This window comes from Dorea longicatena (genome assembly GCF_024168045.1).
Classification (GTDB): Bacteria; Bacillota; Clostridia; order Lachnospirales; family Lachnospiraceae; genus Dorea_A.
The window spans coordinates 1,031,105-1,052,910 of record NZ_CP100126.1; the positions used below are offsets into that span (position 1 = coordinate 1,031,105).

The 21,806-nt window shown below is 42.7% G+C and carries 27 protein-coding genes; 23 read left to right on the forward strand and 4 right to left on the reverse strand.

The genetic code is table 11. The annotated features are described in order from the left end of the window. Genes NKF87_RS04935 through NKF87_RS04950 form a run of 4 tightly spaced genes read left to right on the forward strand, consistent with a single transcriptional unit; the run spans position 1 to position 2,788 of the window. Positions 1-432 (forward strand): phage holin family protein, encoded by a 432-nt coding sequence (locus NKF87_RS04935; protein ID WP_005422817.1) that lies wholly within the window; start codon positions 1-3, stop codon positions 430-432. Beyond that, complete coding sequence (locus NKF87_RS04940; RefSeq protein WP_253584104.1) at positions 432-2,075, forward strand: hypothetical protein; 1,644 nt, start codon at positions 432-434, stop codon at positions 2,073-2,075. The genes NKF87_RS04935 and NKF87_RS04940 overlap by 1 nt, the downstream gene beginning before the upstream one ends. Positions 2,076-2,090: 15 nt before the next feature. After that, positions 2,091-2,627, forward strand: a complete 537-nt coding sequence (locus NKF87_RS04945) for a hypothetical protein (RefSeq protein ID WP_195656079.1) — start codon at positions 2,091-2,093, stop codon at positions 2,625-2,627. Positions 2,628-2,629: 2 nt separating this feature from the next. Further along, complete coding sequence (locus tag NKF87_RS04950) at positions 2,630-2,788, forward strand: hypothetical protein (RefSeq protein WP_195656078.1); 159 nt, start codon at positions 2,630-2,632, stop codon at positions 2,786-2,788. A gap of 119 nt (positions 2,789-2,907) precedes the next feature. Here the strand turns inward: NKF87_RS04950 and NKF87_RS04955 are convergent, their stop codons facing one another. Next, positions 2,908-3,231 carry a hypothetical protein gene (locus NKF87_RS04955; RefSeq protein WP_055218497.1) on the reverse strand — a complete coding sequence of 108 codons (324 nt, stop codon included), beginning with the start codon at positions 3,229-3,231 and terminating at the stop codon, positions 2,908-2,910. A gap of 136 nt (positions 3,232-3,367) precedes the next feature. Here NKF87_RS04955 and NKF87_RS04960 point away from each other — a divergent pair, with 136 nt between their 5' ends. From NKF87_RS04960 to NKF87_RS04985, 7 genes are all read left to right on the forward strand, one after another. Continuing rightward, positions 3,368-3,625, forward strand: a complete 258-nt coding sequence (locus NKF87_RS04960; protein WP_005422811.1) for a helix-turn-helix domain-containing protein — start codon at positions 3,368-3,370, stop codon at positions 3,623-3,625. Between the two features lie 110 nt (positions 3,626-3,735). Further along, entirely contained in the window at positions 3,736-3,867 is a 132-nt protein-coding gene (locus tag NKF87_RS14245) for a hypothetical protein (protein WP_005422810.1), read from the forward strand. A 113-nt stretch (positions 3,868-3,980) separates the two neighbouring features. Next, positions 3,981-4,259, forward strand: a complete 279-nt coding sequence (locus NKF87_RS04965) for a hypothetical protein (protein ID WP_195656076.1) — start codon at positions 3,981-3,983, stop codon at positions 4,257-4,259. A 13-nt stretch (positions 4,260-4,272) separates the two neighbouring features. Then, positions 4,273-4,437 (forward strand): helix-turn-helix domain-containing protein, encoded by a 165-nt coding sequence (locus NKF87_RS04970; protein WP_161169758.1) that lies wholly within the window; start codon positions 4,273-4,275, stop codon positions 4,435-4,437. Positions 4,438-4,514: 77 nt separating this feature from the next. Beyond that, positions 4,515-5,564: an IS30 family transposase gene (locus NKF87_RS04975; protein ID WP_195656075.1), complete on the forward strand. Its 1,050-nt coding sequence runs from the start codon at positions 4,515-4,517 to the stop codon at positions 5,562-5,564. A 143-nt stretch (positions 5,565-5,707) separates the two neighbouring features. Then, positions 5,708-7,117, forward strand: coding sequence for an LCP family protein (locus tag NKF87_RS04980; RefSeq protein WP_055281578.1), 1,410 nt, complete (start codon positions 5,708-5,710; stop codon positions 7,115-7,117). Between the two features lie 33 nt (positions 7,118-7,150). Continuing rightward, positions 7,151-8,893, forward strand: a complete 1,743-nt coding sequence (locus NKF87_RS04985) for a cohesin domain-containing protein (protein ID WP_117597208.1) — start codon at positions 7,151-7,153, stop codon at positions 8,891-8,893. Between the two features lie 77 nt (positions 8,894-8,970). On the opposite strand, the gene NKF87_RS04990 is transcribed toward NKF87_RS04985, so the two are convergent. Then, positions 8,971-9,864, reverse strand: a complete 894-nt coding sequence (locus NKF87_RS04990) for a polysaccharide deacetylase family protein (protein ID WP_242998814.1) — start codon at positions 9,862-9,864, stop codon at positions 8,971-8,973. Positions 9,865-9,990: 126 nt separating this feature from the next. Between NKF87_RS04990 and NKF87_RS04995 the strand changes: the two genes are divergently transcribed. The 3 genes from NKF87_RS04995 to NKF87_RS05005 all read left to right on the forward strand — a co-directional run bounded on the left by NKF87_RS04995 (position 9,991) and on the right by NKF87_RS05005 (position 13,882). Beyond that, on the forward strand, positions 9,991-10,956 hold the full coding sequence (locus NKF87_RS04995; RefSeq protein ID WP_117597210.1) for a leucine-rich repeat protein: 966 nt from the start codon (positions 9,991-9,993) through the stop codon (positions 10,954-10,956). 105 nt (positions 10,957-11,061) lie between these two features. Beyond that, positions 11,062-12,345, forward strand: a complete 1,284-nt coding sequence (locus NKF87_RS05000; RefSeq protein ID WP_117597272.1) for a DUF2201 family putative metallopeptidase — start codon at positions 11,062-11,064, stop codon at positions 12,343-12,345. 34 nt (positions 12,346-12,379) lie between these two features. Continuing rightward, a complete protein-coding gene (locus NKF87_RS05005) occupies positions 12,380-13,882 on the forward strand; it encodes an ATP-binding protein (RefSeq protein ID WP_117597212.1) in 1,503 nt (500 codons plus the stop codon). A 10-nt stretch (positions 13,883-13,892) separates the two neighbouring features. Here NKF87_RS05005 and NKF87_RS05010 read toward each other — a convergent pair whose 3' ends face one another. Further along, a complete protein-coding gene (locus NKF87_RS05010; RefSeq protein WP_171029315.1) occupies positions 13,893-14,036 on the reverse strand; it encodes a hypothetical protein in 144 nt (47 codons plus the stop codon). Positions 14,037-14,377: 341 nt separating this feature from the next. On the opposite strand from NKF87_RS05010, the gene prmA reads away from it, so the two are divergent. From prmA to thiI, 4 genes are read left to right on the forward strand one after another with little or no spacing between them, the layout of a single operon-like run. Next, positions 14,378-15,331: a 50S ribosomal protein L11 methyltransferase gene (gene prmA, locus NKF87_RS05015; RefSeq protein ID WP_117597214.1), complete on the forward strand. Its 954-nt coding sequence runs from the start codon at positions 14,378-14,380 to the stop codon at positions 15,329-15,331. A 10-nt stretch (positions 15,332-15,341) separates the two neighbouring features. Beyond that, entirely contained in the window at positions 15,342-16,079 is a 738-nt protein-coding gene (locus NKF87_RS05020; protein ID WP_161143413.1) for a 16S rRNA (uracil(1498)-N(3))-methyltransferase, read from the forward strand. Positions 16,080-16,124: 45 nt separating this feature from the next. Beyond that, positions 16,125-17,285, forward strand: a complete 1,161-nt coding sequence (locus tag NKF87_RS05025; protein WP_055281567.1) for a cysteine desulfurase family protein — start codon at positions 16,125-16,127, stop codon at positions 17,283-17,285. A 45-nt stretch (positions 17,286-17,330) separates the two neighbouring features. Beyond that, on the forward strand, positions 17,331-18,518 hold the full coding sequence (thiI, locus tag NKF87_RS05030) for a tRNA uracil 4-sulfurtransferase ThiI (RefSeq protein ID WP_028086996.1): 1,188 nt from the start codon (positions 17,331-17,333) through the stop codon (positions 18,516-18,518). 68 nt (positions 18,519-18,586) lie between these two features. Here thiI and NKF87_RS05035 read toward each other — a convergent pair whose 3' ends face one another. Beyond that, positions 18,587-18,820 (reverse strand): HPr family phosphocarrier protein, encoded by a 234-nt coding sequence (locus NKF87_RS05035; RefSeq protein ID WP_006428559.1) that lies wholly within the window; start codon positions 18,818-18,820, stop codon positions 18,587-18,589. 142 nt (positions 18,821-18,962) lie between these two features. On the opposite strand from NKF87_RS05035, the gene mtaB reads away from it, so the two are divergent. From mtaB to NKF87_RS05060, 5 genes are read left to right on the forward strand one after another with little or no spacing between them, the layout of a single operon-like run. Beyond that, the gene (mtaB, locus tag NKF87_RS05040) at positions 18,963-20,291 is read left to right on the forward strand and encodes a tRNA (N(6)-L-threonylcarbamoyladenosine(37)-C(2))-methylthiotransferase MtaB (protein ID WP_117597218.1); all 1,329 of its coding nucleotides are present in this window, start codon (positions 18,963-18,965) and stop codon (positions 20,289-20,291) included. 57 nt (positions 20,292-20,348) lie between these two features. After that, positions 20,349-20,612 (forward strand): IreB family regulatory phosphoprotein, encoded by a 264-nt coding sequence (locus tag NKF87_RS05045; RefSeq protein WP_055281563.1) that lies wholly within the window; start codon positions 20,349-20,351, stop codon positions 20,610-20,612. A gap of 5 nt (positions 20,613-20,617) precedes the next feature. Beyond that, positions 20,618-21,052 (forward strand): Holliday junction resolvase RuvX, encoded by a 435-nt coding sequence (ruvX, locus tag NKF87_RS05050; protein WP_028086993.1) that lies wholly within the window; start codon positions 20,618-20,620, stop codon positions 21,050-21,052. Between the two features lie 14 nt (positions 21,053-21,066). Continuing rightward, the gene (locus NKF87_RS05055) at positions 21,067-21,327 is read left to right on the forward strand and encodes a DUF1292 domain-containing protein (RefSeq protein ID WP_028086992.1); all 261 of its coding nucleotides are present in this window, start codon (positions 21,067-21,069) and stop codon (positions 21,325-21,327) included. Between the two features lie 6 nt (positions 21,328-21,333). Next, positions 21,334-21,795 (forward strand): Fur family transcriptional regulator, encoded by a 462-nt coding sequence (locus NKF87_RS05060; protein ID WP_055281561.1) that lies wholly within the window; start codon positions 21,334-21,336, stop codon positions 21,793-21,795. Positions 21,796-21,806: the final 11 nt, after the last annotated feature.

Here is a 21,806-nt window from a genome sequence, read left to right on the forward strand (position 1 = left end):
ATGAAAGAAGGAATCTGCACTGCTGTTGGAGTAGTGGGAAGCGCGATTGCAGCTGCTTTCGGTGGATGGGATCAGGCACTTGTGACGTTGGTGATCTTTATGGTGATTGATTATTTATCGGGGCTGATTGTTGCGGGAATTTTTCACAACAGCAGAAAAACAGAAAATGGAGCGTTGGAAAGCAGAGCCGGATGGAAGGGGCTGTGCAGAAAAGGTGTGACATTGCTGTTTGTGTTGATCGCATACCGTCTGGATCTTGCGCTGGGTGTAAATTATATTCGCAATGCAGTGATCATTGGATTCATGGCAAATGAATTGATCAGCATCACGGAAAATGCCGGACTGATGGGAATTCCACTTCCGACAGTGATCCAGAATGCAATCGAAGTTTTGACACGAAAAGCATCTGTGTCAAAGGATGGTGAACAGTAATGAAAAAAGAATATCTGACAATTTTGACCAACATTATCGGCGGCGTGGAATCTGGCGGGCAGACATACGGAAAAAGAAAATATGGTGCGTATGCCGGAAAAGCAGCAAATGCAGACAATGAAAAAACGTGTACATTAGGCTGGGCGCAAAATTATGGGAATGAAGGCAGAAGATTGTGTCAGATGATCCTGAAGGCAGATCCGAAAGCCTTCAGGACTGCTGACACAGCAGGAATCGAAAAGAAACTGTCAGTAGACTGGGAAGCTACAAGATGGAATCCGACAGCAAAAGAAAAGGCTGCATTGATTGCGATTATCACAACGGATGCAGGAAAGAAGTGTCAGGATGATTTATTCAAGGAACTGATGGAAAAATACATCGCTGAAGCTGAAGCATACGGTGTTGATAATATACAAGCACAGGTGATGTGGTGCGAAATAGAACATCTTGGTGGTTCAAAGCCAGTAAAACGAATTTTTGCGAGAGCGAAAAAACCATATACACCTGATACCGTGTATGCATCGCTGATCTTGGATCAGAAGGATACAAGCAATGATAATCAGGTGGGGGATAAAAAGTTTGAAAGCAGACATCAGTGCTGCGTGCGGTGGATTAAACAGTACGTTGTGGACAATGTGGATAAATCAGGGGAAGAAGGTGCAAAAATGTATTCAAGACAGGCTGTTGTGGATCTGGTAGAAAGCTGGATCGGAAAAAATGAAGCGGATGGATCATATAAATCAATTATTGATATTTATAATAGCTTCACAGGTGCCTTCCCGCGTGGGACAAAAATGGCGTATGGATGGGCGTGGTGCGCTTGCACTTGGTCAGCACTTGCCGTTGCGTTGAAATATACGGCAATTATGCCGATTGAAATCAGCTGCTATTATCTGATTGAAAGAGCGAAGCAGATGGGCGTATGGGAAGAAAATGATGCACACGTTCCGAAGCTGGGCGAAGCGGTGCTGTATGATTGGCAGGATAACGGTGTGGGCGACAATACCGGAACACCGGATCATGTTGGAACGGTTACATACGTTAATCAGGTAGCAGGATATTTTGTCGTTACCGAAGGCAATTACAGCGACAGCGTAAAGAAAAGAACGGTATCGCTGAATGGAAGATATATTCGAGGATTTATCACGCCAAAATATGACAGTGATCAGGCGGAAAGCAAGCCAGTAAATACACCGGGAAAGAGCGTGTCAACCGTAGCGCATGAAGTAATTGCGGGACAGTGGGGGAATGGAGAAGCAAGAAGAAAAGCACTTTCTGCAAGTGGTTATGATCCGGATACTATTCAGAAAGAGGTAAACAGAATTCTGAATGGATCAGCGGCAACAACTACGAAACCACAGCCAGCAGATCAGACCATCAGCAAAACAGTCAAGTCAACATGCTATGCAAGAGAGTATGACAAGAAGCTGGCGGGATCTTACGTCACAACAGCTGATCTGTATTGTAGAAACGACGCTGGAAAGAATAAAAAGGCTTTGTGCTGCATCCCGAAAGGAACCACAGTGCATAATTACGGCTATTATAATACATCGAATGGAACGAAATGGTTATATATTACTGTAACACTTGATGGAGTGGAGTATATCGGATTCAGTTCAATCAGTTACCTGAAAGCAAAATAGGAAGGAGGGAAACAGATGTTTTATGTTGGAAACACTTTCGATGAAAAAGCGAATAAGGAATACAAAACAATTCAGAACGCAAAAAAGGCAGCAGAAAAGGATGGCTTGTCAGTATGGGATGAAGAAGGTGTAAAACTTTATCCGCTGAAAGTTGAGGTGACAGATGACGTTCCCGATGATGCAGCACTGGAAGAAAAACCGGACGGATCTGTGAATGCATATGATGAAAACGGGAAAAAAGTTGGTGAAGTTCCGGCTGAAGAAGTGAAAGAAATAATGGATGAAATCACAGCAGAAGACGTCGAAGCAGCGGCGGCAGCAGCCAGAAGCGAAGAAGAAGTACATGGAACGATCCGCAGGGTGTTTGATGGAAGACTTCGCCTTCGCAGAAGACCTTCGTTTGAAGACGATGCAATTTGTGGCGTGACGATGTTTGATGAAAAGAAAGTCGAGAAGAAAGCAAAGATCGGTGACGGGGTACTTTACAAGACGACAGACGGGTACTGGATTTCAGGAGATCCAGAACACACAGAATTTATTCCGGAGGAATAACGATGATTCCGGCATCATACATCGTCACAGCGATCGTGTCTGCGGCGTTTGGATCTGTGACAACTATTTTCATGCTATCAATAACAGCGGCAGCAAAGAAAGCGGACGAAGAGGAAGACAAGCTGTTTTGTGAGTACCTAAAAGGTAAGAAAATGGAATAATGAAAAAGGCAGCGATCAAAGAACAGTCGCTGCCTTTTGTGCAATATCACGAAAACAGATCGAATACATGACGCTGATCGGGATCTATGCGATGACAATATGTACAAAAAAGAAGAAAATTATTTTTCTGCAATCTGCTTCAACAGGCGGATGATTTCTTCATTCTGACGCATAAGAATGAAATTCTGTTCAACCTGTGCGCGTGACATTTCCAGTGCGAAAGTTTCATTTGAATTTCCACTTAAAAGACTTCCAAAAGAATACATTTTTGAACCTGCAAGACTGGATGCGATTTCTTTAAGGGATGCGACATTCTTTTCTTTGATGTCGTCCGAAGTGTAACTGTCGAAATCAACACCGAATTTTTCCATAGCCGCCTTGTCTTTTGCTTCCTGCTCCGCCTGTTTCTTGGCGATTTTGTCATCTGCTTTTTTACCAAACATAGGAAAAGCCCCCTTCGTTATATAATAATATTTGATCAGTTTTCTGTAATTCTGATCATTAACACAAATATAGGTGAAAAAAGTGCTAATGTCAAGAATGATGCTGAACATTAACACAAGGGATTGAGAATGAAGGATGAAGATATACACCTATAAAGGCAAAAAGAATCTATGCGGTGACAGGATTCGGATTGAACGATTGAAAAAGCGAATGACGCAGATGGAACTGGCTGCGAAAATTCAGCTGCAAGGGATAACACTGGAACGCGACAGTATAAGCAGAATTGAAATAGGGACAAGGTTTGTGACCGATTACGAATTGAAGCTATTTGCAAAGGTTTTGAATGTGACGGTTGATGATCTGCTTGAAGAAGATGACACTATGGAATCATAGTGTTTTTTCTTTGTAAAAAAGTAGCTCAATGAGTAAAAAAAGATTGACAAGTAGGCTCAATGGGTATATAATATAATTGTAACAAGGGAACAGCAGGAAAGGAGAAAACAATGGAGAACGAAGAAATGAGCAAAGCCGATTTAATAGCGATGTTGGTATCAATTAGAGAAGTAGCAAGGACAAACGGAGAAATACATACCGTGGAACATATTGACAAGATACTTGAAGAAATAAGAAAATAAAATAGAATAAGGGATCACACAGGGGGCGGATACCTAAACATTCCTGCTAACCGCCCCAAGTGCTTAATTAGATTATAGCAGGAAAAAAATAAAAGACAAGGGGTGCAAAGAAAATGAAAGCTGTAAAAGGATACACAAAGCATGATTATATCATGATATGCAAAGAAGAAGGCGGGGAAGTTTTTAGTTTTGCATCAATAGATGAAGCTGCTGGTTATTTTTCAATGTTCGGGCATGAACTGCCGACTGATGTTGCACTTGATGGAATTTTAAATGATACTAATTGTGACTGGATAGTATTTGACGATGGAAGCGTTATCTTCAAATATTACGGAAAAGGGTATGACGAAAGCATTATCAATGAAATGATTGAAAAAGAATGCAGAATATAAGGAAGCGAATAGAATGAAAATAGAAGAAGCACGCAAACAGAAAAATATGAGCAGAAGAGAATTGTCAGAGTGGCTAGAAATTCCATATAGAACGCTGACAAACTGGGAAAATGGGGAAAGAAGTTGCCCTGACTATATTGAAAAACTAATTGTCGAAAAAATATTAAGGGATAAATAAGGCTGTATAAATTACAAGGAACCGCAGACGATCATGGTCATCGCCTGCGGCTTCTTTTATAGAAGGAGAAAGCGGAGATGGAAAGAACGTTCAAACATTTGACGAAAGCAGACCGGATCAGAATTGAAGCATTGATAAAAGCGGGAGTAAAAATCAAAGAGATCGCGGACATGCTGCATGTGCATAGAAGCACAATATATAGAGAATTAAAAAGAGGACGTTTTACTGCGCTTAATTCAGATCTGACAACGGAAGAAAGATACAGCCCTGATATTGCACATGATAAATATGAAGAAAATCTGAAGAGTAAAGGGGGAAGTCTGAAGATTGGGAATGACATCAGACTGGCGAACTATATTGAAGAAAAGATCATGAAAGAAGATTACAGTCCGGCGGCGGTACTGGGGGAAATTAAGGCACAACAAAAAGAAAACGAATTCAGCGTGATGATCTGCACAACAACGTTGTACAGTTATATTGACAAAGGGATCTTTCTGCACCTGACAAATAAAAATCTTCCGGTTAAAAAGAATAAGAAACGTACATACAAAAAGGTCAAGAAAACACAGGCGAGAGCGTCAGCGGGTGAAAGCATAGAAAAAAGACCGGAAGAAATTGAAACGCGCGAAGAGTTTGGACACTGGGAGATGGACACGGTAAAAGGAAAGCGCGGGAAATCAAAGAACAGTCTTCTTGTGTTGACTGAAAGAAAAACACGCGATGAAATTGTGATGAAGTTGCCAGAGCATACGGCGGCAGCAGTTGTCAACGCGCTGGATGTGATCGAAAGAAAGTGGGGCGATATGTTTAAACAAGTATTTAAAACGATTACAATGGATAACGGAAGTGAATTTGCAGACTGTGAAGGAATTGAACGTTCAGCACTGGGAGCAGGCAGCAGGACAAAGACATATTATTGTCATCCGTACAGCAGCTATGAAAGAGGAAGCAACGAAGTGACAAATAAAATGATCAGAAGACATATTCCGAAAGGAACAAACTTCGATGAAAAAACGGATGAAGAAATATCTGCGATTGAAAGCTGGGTGAATAATTATCCGCGGAAGATCCATGGCTATCATTCGGCGGGCGAACTGTTTGAAGAGGAGATCCGGAAAATCAGTTGAAAAAAAGTTAAAAAAGTGTCGCATTTAATATTGACATTTTCAAAGTAGACGAAAAGCTTTATTTTTGATTGAAGTTTGTCATATTTTAAGGTAATATAGATATGATATGATAAGCTACGGCTGAAGAAAGGATATAAAAAGTAATGGCAAAAGATAAAAAAAGATATAAAAGACGGGGACGAAGGTCGAAAACAAGGGGATTTGCATCCTGGTCTTTGGGTAAGAAGATTGGAGCCATTCTTGGAGGAACATTGGTAACGGTAGCAGCGATTGGAGCTGTCATTGTAGCCAGTAAACTTTCGAAGATCAATACAGTAAAGTTAGATACAGATAAATTAAGCGTTTCAAAGGAAGCCAAAAAAAGAGGAAGCGGATATCTGAACGTTGCATTGTTTGGTGTGGATTCAAGAGACAATGATCTGGATAAAGGAACCAGAAGTGATACAATAATGATTGCAAGCCTGAATAAGAAGACAATGAAGGTGAAAATTGCATCGATATATAGAGACACATTGTCAGAGCAGGAAGATGGAACATTGAATAAAATCAATGCAGCATATTCATATGGCGGTCCGGAAGGTGCTCTTTCAGTGTTAAATAAGAATTTGGATATGAATATAGAACATTATGTAACGGTGAATTTCAACTCGATGATAGACATTGTAGATTCTGTGGGCGGAATTGATATCGATGTACAGGAAGATGAAATGCCGTACATCTGTGGTTATGTTCAGGAAATTATGAAGGTGACCGGAAAGCTGTCTCCGGGAGTTACAGAACCGGGAACACAGACTCTGAATGGTGTGCAGGCAACTGCATATGCCAGAATCAGATACACGGCCGGAGATGATTTCAGACGTGCAGAAAGGCAGCGGGCGGTTCTGCAGAAAGTTGTAGAGAAGCTGCAAAAGGCATCACCGGCACAGTTGAATAAGATTATTGATAAGGTCTTTCCTGAGGTTTCGACAAACTTCACAATGACAGAAATCCTTGAATATGCGAAAGATGCGTTTGATTATGAACTGGGAGAAACAACAGGGTTCCCATTTGATAAGACAACCGATACATTGGGAAATGTAGGAAGCGTTGTTATTCCGGTTACAATGGAAAGTAATGTAAAGCAGCTGCATAGTTTCTTCTATGGAGAAAGTGATAATTATGATGTGTCTTCCACAGTATCGGATATCAGTGCAAAGATAGAGAAAAAAGCCGGAAACAGAGATGCGGATACAGACGAATCAACGCAGGAGTTTATGCAACAGCCGGAAGAGACATATTCCGGAAACAGTGGAACAACAAAGAATAGTTCGGGAAGTACAGGAACAACCGGAAGCACTTCGTACAGATCGGGAACGAGTGGTAACAGTGGTACTTCGGGAAGTACAGGGACAACGGGAAGTACAACTGGAACAAGTACGGGAAGTGGTACATCAACCGGAACAGGAAGCGGAACAACAGGAAGTACAGGAACGACAGGAAATGGTACATCAACGGGAGATACTTCAACCGGGACAGGCGGAGAATCAACCGGCGGCGAAGGTACCACAGAGTAGAACACCATAAAGATAAAAAAAGGGGTATTATTCATGAAAAAAGTCAAAAAAATAATTGTATCATTTCTTTTGATGTGTATGTTGTGTGTTGGAATGACATGTGTGGCAAGTGCAACCGCAGCAGAATTCAGATTTTCTGATCCGCAGACCAGTGTCGGAGCAGAGGTAGATGTAACGGCAAAGGTTTCATCTGCGAAAGCGTTAAATACAATTCAGGCAACATTAAGCTATGATAAAACAAAGCTGCGCTTCATCAGCGGTGATGATGCTACAGGTGGAGACGGAACAATTACAATATCAAGAAATGATGAAAATGCCGGAACAACGATGGAATTCAACTTAAAATTTCAGGCATTGGATGAGGGAACAACATCGGTAGAAGTTGCTAAGGTTGATGGAATTGATAGCAATGGAGTTGCATTGGAGATTACGTCAGGTTCTTCATCTGTCAGCATAGCAGAAGGCGATAAATCGCTGATTCAGAAAGAAGATACCAGTTCGGCTGCTGGTGGAACAGAGGTTAAGATTGGAAAATCAAAATATATCGTAACGGATGATTTTTCGGATACGATTATTCCTGATGGTTTTGTAAGAGATGCGTTGAAATTTGAAGGAACAGATCATCAGATTATTAAGCAGGAATCAAGTGGTGCACTTGCAATGTATCTTACACCTGAAAACGGAGGAGATGCGGATTTTTATCTGTATGACAGTGATACCGGAAAATTCGCTCCTCTTGAAGTAATAGAGGTTGCAAAGGGCAGATATATTATTCCTTTGGCTGATGACGGAAATATCTCATTGCCAAGCCAGTATCAGAAGACATCACTTACATTAAACGGAAAAGAGTTTGATACATGGCAGGATACAAAGAATGCGGAATATTATATTGTCTATGCGATGAATTCGGATGGAGAAAAGACAACATACCGTTATGATACAACAGATGGTACGTACCAGAAATATTCGCCATCATCAGGAACATCTTCAGCGTCAGATTCTACTGTCAATAACGGAAAAGGAATCTGGGGAAAAATTTTAAATTTTGTAGATAGTTTTTTGGATATCGTAGTAATTATTGCACTTGTTCTTTTTGTAGTACTGCTGATCGTAGTAATTATTACTTCTGTAAAACTTCATTATAGAGATCTTGAATTAGATGATCTGTATGACGAATATGGAATTGATATGGATGAGGAAGAAGCAGAGAAGAAGATTCAGAAAAAAGCTGCGAAAAAAGTAAATAAAGAGAAGAAGAAAAATAAAAAGACAGCTAAAAAACCAGCAGCTGTAAAGAAAACGTCTAGATTTGACTATGGAGAAGACGAATTTGAAGATTATGAGGATGATTTCGATGATGAGGATCCATGGGTGACAGAAAATATTGCAAAAGCAATGGAGCACAAGCCTGCTAAGAAACAATCAGCAAGGCAGAAAAAGCCAGCAAGACGCACAGAACCTGAAAGAGAAAAGAAACCATCCCAAGGCGTCCGTACCTTAGACGAGACAGGTCCGGCAATCCGTAAACCTGTTAAGAAGATCAATCTGGAGGATACCAATGATTTTGAAGCATTTACACCTCTGGATGAAGAAGCATTTGACAACTTTGAAGGTTATTATTCAGAAGATGATGATTATGATCTGTTCGGAGCAGGTTATGATGATGACGATCTGTTTGATGCGACAGCAGATCTTTTGAGTAATCATCCGGAAAAGAGAAGAAGTCATGCGGAGATGGATGATACATTCAAAATGGATGTGATTGATCTCGATTAAAATAGGATGAATAGAATGAACCGGTTTGCAGAAATCAGAAAGAAATTGATGGAAGCAAACCGGTTTGTTTTTTATTTTCAAGTGTTCTTGACAAGCTTTTTGAGTGTAGAAAATGTATACCCCATCTCATCCCATTTTCCAAGCAGCTCATCCAGAATTTCGCCATTGGTACTGGAGGTGTTATGCAGCAGCACGATGGCACCCGGATGGATCCGTCCGAGAAGCTTGTCAAAGGCTTCTTCTTTGGATGGCTGCGCGTCGGCCAGCCAGTCAACGTAGGCAAGACTCCAGAAGAAGGTATGATATCCCATGTCTTTTGCCATCTGCAGATTTTCAGTACTGTATTTTCCCTGTGGCGGCCGGTAGAAGCGGGTCATGGATTTGCCTGTGATATCTTTATACAGAGCTTCTACACTCTTAAGTTCTCTGGAAAATGTCTCCTTTGTTGCAATCTGGGACATGTCGGGGTGATGGAAAGTATGGTTGCCGATGGTATGACCTTCTTTTAACATCTGCTTTACCAGCTCCGGATTATCACGCAGAAAGTTTCCGACAACAAAAAATGTGGCTTGAACGTTGTGCCGTTTTAAAGCATTCAAGATAGCCGGTGTATTTCCGTTTTCATAGCCGCAGTCAAAAGTGAGATAGATGACTTTTTTATCCGTCTTTTGTGCATAGTAGGCGTGATATTGCTGAAGCTCATCGAAAGATGCATTACCGACAGGAACTTTGCCTTCCTCCTGAAAGCTTAGCCCCCAGTTTTCGGCAGCCGGCAGAATCGTGGAGAGGGGATTGCCGGAAGTCGAGGCTGCCGGAACTGTGCCGGAGGAAGCTGCATTACCGGATGAACTTTTATCACCTGTTTTGACAGACGCAGGCGGAAAGATCCGGGCAATCTGTCCGCCTGCAAAGAAACAGAATGAAAAGAAGAATAAGAGGATCAATGGTTTGTAATTATGTAATCGGGACATAAGAACTCCGCAGGAATCATTTGTTCATATATATGCAGCAAATACAAAGTTATGACCTGCCTTGCAAATAGCAGGGAATCATAGTAGTATAGGGAAGAAAGAAAAAGGGACGGAATTGAATGGAATATGGATGCAAAAATAAATGAACAGGTAAAGAATAAAAAGCAGGATAATCTGATCACTGCGGAGATCAGATATAAAATGACAGCGAAGGGTATGATGATCACCGAATATTATGGAGCGGACAGTTGTGTGGTCCTGCCGGATGAGATAGAAGGAGAAACTGTGACTGCACTGGATGCTTATGCATTTGCCAGGAATCTGGAAGTGGAAGAGATCTGGCTGCCGGAAGCGTTAAAAGAAGTCGGTCGTTACGCATTCTACCGGTGCAGAAACCTGAAAAAACTGATTCTGGGGAATCAACTGCTCGATATGGGTGGCGGTGCATTGACGGGTTGTCGTCTGGAAGAAGTGGAGATATATTTCCGTGAGGGCAAGAAGAGCTGTCTGAAATCTATTGTAGAAGAGATGCGTTATCAGATCCGTGTAAGCTTATACGGATACAGTTGGAGATGTTGCGCAGAAAAAAACAGTACAGATGAATGGTTGCGGGAAGTCCGGATTCTATTTCCGGAACACTATGAAGAGGCGGTTGAGAACACCCCGGCAAGGATTCTTGAGACACACCATCATGGTGCGGGAGGATACTACCGCCAGTGCTTTTATAACCGGGAATTAGATTATAAGAAATATGATGAGATGTTCTATCATACGGTTGCGGAGGATACAGAAGAGACGGCGGTGGAGCTTGCACTGGACCGTCTGCGTTTCCCGGAGGAATTGTCGGAGAAGAACAAAAATGTCTACAAAACATACATACGGGAGCATATGGAAACGGTGGCAGCGTATCTGGTAAAGAGAGAAGATATAGAAGGAATCCGGTTCCTGGAGCAGAAGAAGCTGTGGAGTGAACCGTCTTTACAGAAAGGTATGGATGTAGCGGCAGAGGGGAACAGGACGGAAAGTCTGAGTGTGCTTATGGATGTCAGAAAAGAGCTGTTCCCGAAGAAGAAAAAGACGTTTGAATTGTAAGGAGAAAAAGCGGAAAATCATATGGCAGATACGAAGAGACGTATAAAAAATGAAGAAATAAAGAAAGAAACAACAGAACCAGAGACTGTGTCACAGTCAACTTCCATGCAGGAGCGTATGGAGTCTGTTAGCCGAAAGATCTTGATCACGGCAAGAAATGAGCTTTATATGAAGATGCGTTTCCTGGACGTTGCATTGTCGTGCATGCCATTTATACCGGATACTGGTGCGGACGGCATGGGAACGGATGGACTGTACCTTTATTATGATCCGCAGTATCTGGGGGGATTGTTCCGGGAAGACCGCGTTATGGTGAACCGGATCTATCTGCATCTGGTACTGCATGGTATCTTCCGGCATATGCTCCGGAGAAAGGGAAGAGAAGAGCGGATTTATCATCTGGCCTGCGACATTGTGGCAGAATCCATCATCGACGGGCTTCAGTACCGCTGTGTGATGAAGGCCAGGTCTCTTCCGAGAAGAGAGATGTACCGGATGCTGAAGAAGGAAATGAAAACACTGACGGCAGAACGGGTATATGAAGTGCTGAAGAAAGAAGAATTCTCGGAAACGAAGCTTGGACAGTTAGAGTCAGACTTCCGTGTGGACGATCACAGCTACTGGCCGAAAGATGAGGATAAGAAGAAGCAGAGCCAGATCGAGAATCAGTGGCAGGACATCAGCGAACGTATGGAGACGGAGATGGAGACATTTTCCAACGAAGCATCGGAAAGTTCGGGCAGTCTGATCGATCAGGTGAAGGTTGAGAACCGGGAACGGATGGATTACCGGGAATTCTTACGGAAGTTTTCGGTTTTAAAAGAAGAGATGACGGTAGATCCGGATTCTTTTGACTATAATTTCTACAGCTATGGTTTGTCGTTGTATGGGAATATGCCATTGATCGAGCCGCAGGAGTGGAAGGAAGTCCAGAAGGTTGAAGAATTTGTGATTGTGATCGATACATCAATGTCGTGCTCCGGGGAACTGGTGAAAAAGTTCCTGGAAGAGACATATGGTGTGCTGAGTGAGAATGACAGCTTTTTCCGAAAGGTGAATATTCATATCATACAGTGTGATGACCAGATCCAGACGGATCAGAAGATCACCTGTGAGGAAGAACTGAAATCTTATATGGAGAAGTTAGAATTAAAGGGCGAAGGCGGAACGGATTTCCGCCCGGCATTTGCCTATGTGGATGAAATGATCCGGCAGCATGCATTTGAACATCTGCGGGGGATGATCTATTTTACGGACGGACGTGGAATCTATCCGGCGAAGCGCCCGGTCTATGAGACGGCATTTGTGTTCATGGAGGAAGAATATGAAGATGTGGATGTCCCGCCGTGGGCGATCAAGATCATTCTGGAAGAAGGGCAGGACTTTTAAGGAAATGTTGAAATACATGGAGGAAAGAAAATAAATGGATATAAAGCGAGCAAAGAAAGAAATCAAAGATTCCATCGAGGCATATCTTGCCAAAGATGAGTTTGGAGATTATATGATTCCACAGATCAGACAGAGACCGATTCTTTTGATGGGGCCTCCGGGAATCGGAAAGACCCAGGTGATGGAGCAGGTGGCGAAAGAGTGTAAAGTGGCGCTTGTGGCATATACGATTACGCACCACACCAGACAGAGTGCGGTGGGACTGCCATTTATTGAAAAAAAAGTATATAGCGGAAAAGAATATTCCGTTACCGAATATACGATGAGTGAGATTATTGCCTCAATATACGATAAGATGGAAGAGACCGGATTAAAAGAAGGAATCCTCTTCATCGATGAGATCAACTGTGTGTCAGAGACGCTGGCACCGACGATGTTGCAGTTCTTGCAGTGTAAGATGTTCGGCAATCAGAAGATCCCGGAAGGCTGGATCATCGTGGCGGCAGGCAATCCGCCGGAATATAATAAGTCGGTTCGCGATTTTGATGTGGTGACGCTCGATCGTATCAAGAAGATCGATGTGGATGTGAACTATGATGTCTGGAAAGAATACGCATATCAGGCAGATATCCATCCGGCAATCCTTGCATATCTGGAAATCCGCAGAGATTATTTCTATCGCATGGAGACGACAGTAGACGGAAGAGTCTTTGCAACGGCCAGAGGATGGGAAGATCTCTCCCAGCTTCTGAAGACATATGAGAAGCTGGGAAAGAAAGCAGACAGAGAGGTCGTTCATCAGTACATTCAGCACTGGAAGATTGCAAAGGATTTTGCAAATTATCTGGAACTGTACAGAAAATACAAGAAAGATTACGGACTTGAGAAGATCATTGAAGGTGTCTACACAAAGGACACCTTGGAAAGACTGCAGTATGCAGCATTTGATGAGCGTCTCAGTGTAGTTAACATGCTGATCGGAAGACTGGGAACCTGCTTTAAAGATTATTTCCTGAAAGACCGGTTTGTGACGATCTTATATGAATATCTGAAGTTATTAAGATCCAATCTGCAGATCGATCTTGTAGTCTGTGAAGCGAGGGACAAGTACGAAAAACTCCGGAAAGAAGAGCAGATGACAAAGCAGGAAGATCATGTACGCAAACAGGTACTGGATACGCTGGAATCCTATGAACAGCTTACGAAAGAGGAACATCTGGACGGAGAAGCAGCATTTGAACGTGTAAAGGAATTGTTTGGCAATGAAGTGGCAGGGCGGGAAGAACTGACAGAGCATACACTTGCTGCGCTGGAACACGCATTTGAGTTCATGGAAGATGCATTCGGAGACAGTCAGGAGATGGTCTCTTTCGTGACAGAGCTTAACACGAATTATTACAGTATTCAGTTCCTGAAGGAAAATGACTGCGACAAGTATTATCAGTACAATAAGAAATTGTTATTTGACAAACAGCAGGAAGAGATCCTGTCCGAAATGGATGAGATCGAACAGGATCTGAACACTGCCGTAAAATAATGGTTAAAATTTAATATGTAAGTTTATATCCGTGGCGGATCTTACGGAAAATTTTCCAGATAATGACTGCCGGAAAACTGAGTGCAATATAAAGAGACGACAGTACGCCGACACCTCCGCCGATGATCATAAGAATTAAAATACCAATATTCATAAAAAAGTCCTCCTTGCTGATGTTCGCCGCCGGGAGATTTCAAAGAACCCAATGTGGCAGCTTTTGTGTAAATATGATATGGAATTTTGCTTCCGGATACATTATATGCATTTTGGCAAGGCAGTGAAAGAGAAGAAAGGGCTTCTTAACACGGTCTGAACAGAATACGTTAATTTCTTAACGGAGTTTTAACAAAAGAAGTACATTTACTTTAAACGGCACAGGTGTTAGAATAAACAATGTATATGGATACTGGGAGGATTGCGGATATAACGCATATAAGAGCAGCATATACGATGAATGAACGTAAAAAATATAAGATGACATAAAGGAGAATATATATGAAATGGAATCAGTTTCGCCTGAAGACGACGACAGAGGCAGAAGATATTGTCAGCAGCATGCTTGCTGATCTTGGAATCGAGGGAGTGCAGATCGAGGACAAGATACCGCTCACCCAGTCTGACAAAGAGCAGATGTTCGTAGACATCCTGCCGGATATACCGGAAGATGATGGATGTGCATATCTGACATTCTATCTGGACGAAGATGTAGACAAACAGGAACTGTTACTGAAAGTCAGACAGGAATTGGAAGAGATGAGAAGCTACCTGAATGTAGGAGAATGTACGATTGAAGAATCACAGACAGAGGATGTAGACTGGGTGAATAACTGGAAACAGTATTTCCATCAGTTCTATATTGATGACATTCTTGTCATTCCTTCATGGGAAAATGTCGAGGCGAAGGACAGTGACAAGATGGTGATCCATATCGATCCGGGTACAGCATTCGGAACCGGTATGCATGAGACAACACAGCTCTGCATCCGTCAGCTTAAGAAATATGTGACAGAGGATACAGAAATCTTAGATGTAGGATGTGGAAGCGGAATCCTTGGAATGCTGGCATTGAAGTTCGGCGCAAAGCATTCCGTAGGAACGGATCTGGATCCGTGTGCGATCGATGCAACATATGAGAATATGGACAATAACGGAATCAGCAGAGATCAGTATGAAGTCATGATCGGTAACATCATTGATGATAAAGCAGTACAGGACAAGGTGGGATATGAAAAATATGATATTGTAGCAGCAAATATCCTGGCAGATGTACTGGTGCCGCTGACACCTGTGATCATTCATCAGATGAAAAAGGGCGGTATCTATATCACGAGTGGAATCATCGAAGACAAAGAAGATGTGGTAGTAGAAGCTGTGAAGGAGGCAGGTCTGGAAGTCCTGGAAGTCAATCACCAGGGTGAGTGGGTATCTGTAACAGCAAGAAAGAATTAGAGGATCTGATATGCAGCATTTTTTTGTATCACCGGAACAGGTGAGGGAAGAAAAAATCTATGTAGAAGGCAGTGACGTCAATCATATGAAGAATGTGCTCCGTATGAAGACCGGCGAGGAACTGACCATTGGGGACGGTGACGGGTGGCTCTATGTGTGTGTGGTGGAATCTTACGAAGAAGACATGGCGGTACTTAAGATTCTGGAGAAAAAGAAGGATGAGAGCGAACTTCCGTCAAAAATCTATCTGTTTCAGGGACTCCCAAAACAGGACAAGATGGAACTGATCGTGCAGAAAGCGGTGGAACTGGGTGTATACCAGGTGATTCCGGTGGCAACGAAGCGTGCAGTAGTAAAGTTGGATGCAAAGAAAGCAAAAAAGAAGGTCGAACGCTGGCAGCAGATCGCAGTCAGTGCGGCAAAGCAGGCAGGAAGAGGCATTATCCCGGCAGTAGGAGAAGTGTGTACCTATGCACAGGCCCTGAAGTGTGCAGAGGAACTGGATGTTGTCCTGATCCCGTATGAACTGGCAGAAGGCATGGAAGAGACGAAGCAGATCATTGCAGAGATCCGGCCGGGGCAGTCGGTTGGCATCTTTATCGGACCGGAAGGCGGCTTTGAGAAAGAAGAAGTAGAACAGGCTGTGAAAGCCGGGGCAGAGCCGCTGACACTTGGAAAGAGAATCCTCCGTACAGAGACGGCCGGACTTACAATGCTTTCGGTTCTGATGTTCCATCTGGAAGGGTAGAGACATAATCTAATACTAAGAATGAAGAGTACAGGAAGTGAAGAAATGAAGGAAGTATATCTGGATAATTCGGCGACCACTATGGCATATCGAAGCGTCGGGGAACTGGTGCAGAAGGTTATGTGTGAAGACTATGGCAATCCGTCTTCCATGCATAACAAGGGTGTGGAAGCAGAAAAATATATAAAAGAAGCAAAAGAGACATTTGCAAGACTATGGAAAGTACAGGAAAAGGAAGTGTATTTTACTTCCGGCGGTACCGAAAGTGACAATATGGCGCTGATCGGTGCAGCAAGGGCGAACAAGCGTGCAGGCAACCACCTGATCACGTCATCTATTGAACATCCGGCGATCATTAATACCATGCGTTTCCTGGAAGAGGAAGAAGGATTCCGTGTAACCTATCTTCCGGTAGATCAATATGGAAGGATCCGTCTGGATGCATTGCAGGAAGCACTGTGTGAAGATACGATTCTGGTATCGATCATGTATGTGAATAATGAGGTGGGTTCTGTCCAGCCGATCCAGGAAGCGGCAAGTATCGTAAAGGCATATAATAAAGATATTTTATTCCATGTCGATGCGGTACAGGGATTTGGAAAATATAAGATTTACCCGAAGAAACTTAAGGTAGATATGTGTTCCGTCAGTGGTCATAAGATCCACGGACCGAAGGGTGTGGGTGCTTTATACATCGGTGAAAATGTAAAGATCCGTCCGATCGTTTATGGAGGCGGCCAGCAGCATGATATGCGTTCCGGAACAGAAAATGTACCGGGAATCGCAGGACTTTCCCTGGCGGCAAAGACGATTTACGACAACCTGGATAAGAAGGTAGAGAAGATGAGGATGCTAAAGCAGCATTTCATCGAAGGCGTGGAAAAGATTGAGAATACGACGATCCACGGATTATATGATGAGACATCGGCACCGCATATTATCAGTGTAGGAATCGCAGGTATCCGGAGTGAAGTATTGCTGCATGCGCTGGAAGATAAGGGAATCTATGTATCATCCGGTTCGGCATGTGCATCCAATCATCCACAGATCAGCGGTGTGTTAAAGGGAATCGGCGCAAGGCAGGAGTTCCTGGATGCGACCCTCAGGTTCAGTATGTCAGAATTTACTACGATGGAAGAGATTGACTATACGCTCGATGCACTATATAATATAGTACCGATGCTTAGAAGATATACCAGACATTAAGTAGATCACGATAAAAGAGAAAGAAATCAGGAAAGGAATCAGAAGATGAGATTTCATACATTTTTATTAAAATATGGAGAGATTGGAATTAAGGGAAAGAACCGTCATCTGTTCGAGGATGCACTGGTACGTCAGGTGCGCTATGCATTAAAGGATGTGGACGGACAGTTTGATGTGCATAAGTCACAGGCGAGAATCTATGTGGACTGTGAAGGAGATTACGATTATGATGAGACGGTAGAACATCTGAAAAAGGTATTTGGTCTGGTCGGAATCTGTCCGGTTGTCCGTATGGAGGATAAAGGATTTGAGGAACTGAAGAAAGACGTTGTGGCATATATGGATGAGATGTATCCGGATAAGAACTTCACATTCAAAGTAGAATCCAGACGTGCAAAGAAGTCGTACCCATTGAATTCTATGGAGATCAGCCGTGACCTTGGAGAGGCTATTTTGTATGCATTTCCGGAGAGCGGAATCAAAGTTGATGTGCATCATCCGGATGTCATGGTCAATGTAGAAGTAAGAAATGAGATTTACGTGTATTCACAGATCATCCCGGGAGCAGGCGGAATGCCGGTTGGAACGAATGGTTCGGCGATGCTGCTGTTATCCGGTGGTATTGACAGCCCGGTTGCGGGATATATGGTATCAAAACGTGGTGTGAGTCTTGAAGCAACTTATTTCCACGCACCGCCGTATACAAGTGAGCGTGCAAAACAGAAAGTTGTGGATCTTGCGAAGAAGGTAGCAAAATATTCCGGACCGATCAAGCTTCACGTAGTTAACTTTACTGACATCCAGCTTTATATCTATGACCAGTGCCCGCACGATGAACTGACGATCATTATGAGAAGATATATGATGCGTATTGCAGAGCATTTTGCAAAAGAAGATGGATGCTTAGGTATGATCACAGGTGAGAGTATCGGACAGGTGGCAAGTCAGACCATGCAGAGCCTTGCGGCAACCAATGATGTATGTACGATGCCGGTTTACCGTCCGCTGATCGGATTTGACAAGCAGGAGATCGTGGATGTATCAGAGAAGATCGATACTTACGAGACATCCATCCAGCCATTCGAAGACTGCTGTACGATCTTCGTGGCAAAACATCCGGTAACAAAGCCGAATATTGATGTGATCCGGCGTTCGGAAGAGAATCTGAATGAGAAGATTGATGAGCTGATGAAGCAGGCGATCGAGACTGTTGAGGTCATTGAAGTAAAATAAAAAAAGAGGGCTGAACCCTTAAACAGGTCAGCCCTTTCTCTAAGTAGATCATTTACTTTTATTACTGATTAGTCACAAAGATATGGTTTTAACATTTCCATAATCTCTTCTACGTTGTCATCAGCGTGGATGTTCAGATCGATCGGTTTAGAAAGATCTAAGCTGAAGATTCCCATGATTGATTTTGCATCAATGACATATCTTCCGGATACAAGATCAAAATCATAATCAAATTTTGTGATGTCATTTACAAATGATTTTACTTTGTCAATTGAATTTAAAGAAATTTTTACTGTTTTCATTGGAATACCCTCCTTGATTCATTTCTTGTTCTATAGATATATTAAGAGTCAGACGAGGAAAAGTCAAGAAACAAATTGCCAAAGAATTCAGAAGATTTTCGTTAGAAGTTACAACAATGTGTAAAAAGAAAGGAACAGATACATGAAGAAAGTAGCATTGCATAATCTCGGGTGCAAAGTGAATGCGTATGAGACGGAAGCCATGCAGGAACTGCTGGAAAAGCACGGATATGAGATCGTGCCGTTTCAGGAAGGTGCAGATGTGTATATCATCAATACCTGTACAGTGACAAATATGGCAGACCGGAAATCCAGACAGATGCTGCACAGGGCAAGAAAGATGAATCCGGATTCGATTGTCGTTGCCTGTGGCTGTTACGTGCAGGCCAGAAAAGATGACATCCCGGATGGAATCGATATTGTCATCGGAAATAACAAGAAGCAGAATATTGTCGAGATCCTGGAAAATTATGAGAAAGAGAAAAATCCGGATGCCCAGGCCGGAACACCGGCAAAACAGGAAAAAGCGGCAGAGACCTATCAGGAGATTCTGGATATCAATCATGAAAAAGCGTATGAAGATCTGCATTTAAGCACGGCAGCAGAGCATACGAGAGCGTATATCAAGGTACAGGATGGATGTAACCAGTTCTGTTCTTACTGTATTATTCCATTTGCAAGAGGAAGAGTAAGAAGCAGAAGCCGTGACAGCGTACTTGAAGAAGTAAAGACATTGGCGGCCAACGGATACAAAGAAGTGGTACTGACGGGAATCCATCTGAGTTCCTATGGAATCGACTGCGATGACAATCTGTTATCCCTGATCCTTGCGATCCACGAAGTAGATGGAATTGAAAGAATCCGCCTCGGATCACTGGAACCAAGAATCATCACGGAGGAATTTGTACAGACGATCGCACAGCTTCCGAAGATGTGTCCGCATTTCCATCTGTCACTGCAGAGCGGATGTAATGCAACACTGAAGCGTATGAACCGCAGATACACTGCAGAAGAGTATTACGAAAAATGCCGGCTGCTCCGTAAGTATTTCCGTAACCCGGCACTTACAACAGATGTGATCGTCGGATTCCCGGGAGAAACGGAAGAAGAATTTGCCGAGTCAAAAGCATTTGTAGATAAAGTGGATTTCTACGAGACACACATTTTCAAATATTCCAGAAGAGAAGGAACGAAGGCCGCAGCAATGAAAGACCAGGTCCCGGATCAGATCAAGGCTGTAAGAAGTGCGGAACTTATAGAACTGAGCCATAGAAAACAGGCCGCATACGAAGAAAGACTGATCGGAACCACGCAGGAAGTTCTGATCGAAGAGAAAATTATACGCAACGGAGAAGAATTACAGATTGGCCACACAAAGGAATATGTGAAAATTGGTGTAAAAAATCCGAATAATCTTATTAATCAGCTTGTAAATGTAGAAATTGAAAACCAATTACAAATATTGCATTGAAATTTAAGATTTAATCATGTAGAATAAAATTGAAATATTTTTGGAGGACGTGATTACATGAAAAATATGACAAATACCCAGTTTTTCCAGGTGGAAAGTGGACCGCAGATCAGTGCAAAAGATATTCTGGAAATCGTATACAAGGCATTGAGTGAAAAGGGATATAATCCGGTAAATCAGATCGTAGGATACATTATGTCCGGCGATCCGACTTATATCACAAGCCATAACGGAGCCAGAAGTCTGATCATGAAGATGGAAAGAGATGAACTGGTAGAAGAGATGCTCAAGACGTATATTGAGCATAATGAGTGGAAATAATGACTATGAGAATCATGGGACTGGACTATGGATCCAAGACGGTAGGTGTTGCTGTCAGTGATCCGTTGGGAATTACTGCTCAGGGAGTGGAGACTATATGCAGAAAGGACGAGAACAAGCTCAGAAAGACCTGTGCGCGTATCGAAGCACTGATCGAAGAGTATCAGGTTACGAAGATTGTCCTCGGACTTCCGAAGCATATGAACAATGATATTGGAGATCGTGCGGAAAAATCAATGGCATTTGGTGAGATGTTAAAAAGACGGACCGGCCTGGAGGTCGTGATGTGGGACGAGCGTCTGACCACGGTAGAAGCTGAACGGACTTTAATAGAGAATAAGGTAAGGCGTGAAGACCGTAAGAAATATATTGATAAGATTGCGGCTGTTTTTATATTGCAGGGATATCTGGATTCACTTGCACACACGCCACTGGATTAAGAGGTAGATTGCAGATGGAAAAGATTAAATTCATGTCCGAAGAGATGAATGAAGAAGTAGATTTTTATGTACTTGAACAGACGAAAGTTGGTGGTGTGTCATATATTCTGGTGACGGATTCGGAAGAAGATGATGCAGAATGTCTGATTCTGAAAGACACATCAGGAGAGAGCCAGTCAGAGAGCGTATACGAGATCGTAGAGGATGATGTAGAGCTTTCTGCTGTTCTGAAAGTATTTGAAGAACTACTTGAAGATGTAGAGATTGAAAGGTAGTTTGGAATGTCTATCAGTAAAGAGAAGTTTAAAGAAATGCTGAGAGAGAAGGGGTTGAAAGTTACCAACCAGCGTATACTGGTACTGGAGGTCCTTGCAGATCACCGCGATAAGCATCTGACTGCAGAAGATATTTATGAATTAGTAAGAGAAGATTATCCGGAGATTGGGCTGGCAACTATATACCGGACAGTGCAGTTGTTACTGGAAATGCAATTGGTGGATCGTATCAGTCTTGATGATGGATGTGCACGTTATGAAATCGGAGAATTCTTTGATGGAGAAGAAAGACATCATCATCACCATCTGATATGCAGAACATGTGGTAAGATTCTTCCGTTTAAGGATGATCTGTTGGAAGATCTGGAAGATAAGATCGAAGATACCACGGGATTTCATGTGTTAGACCACGAATTAAAGTTCTATGGACAGTGCAGGGAGTGCCAAAAAAGAGGCAGAAAAAAGTAGTGCGGTAAACA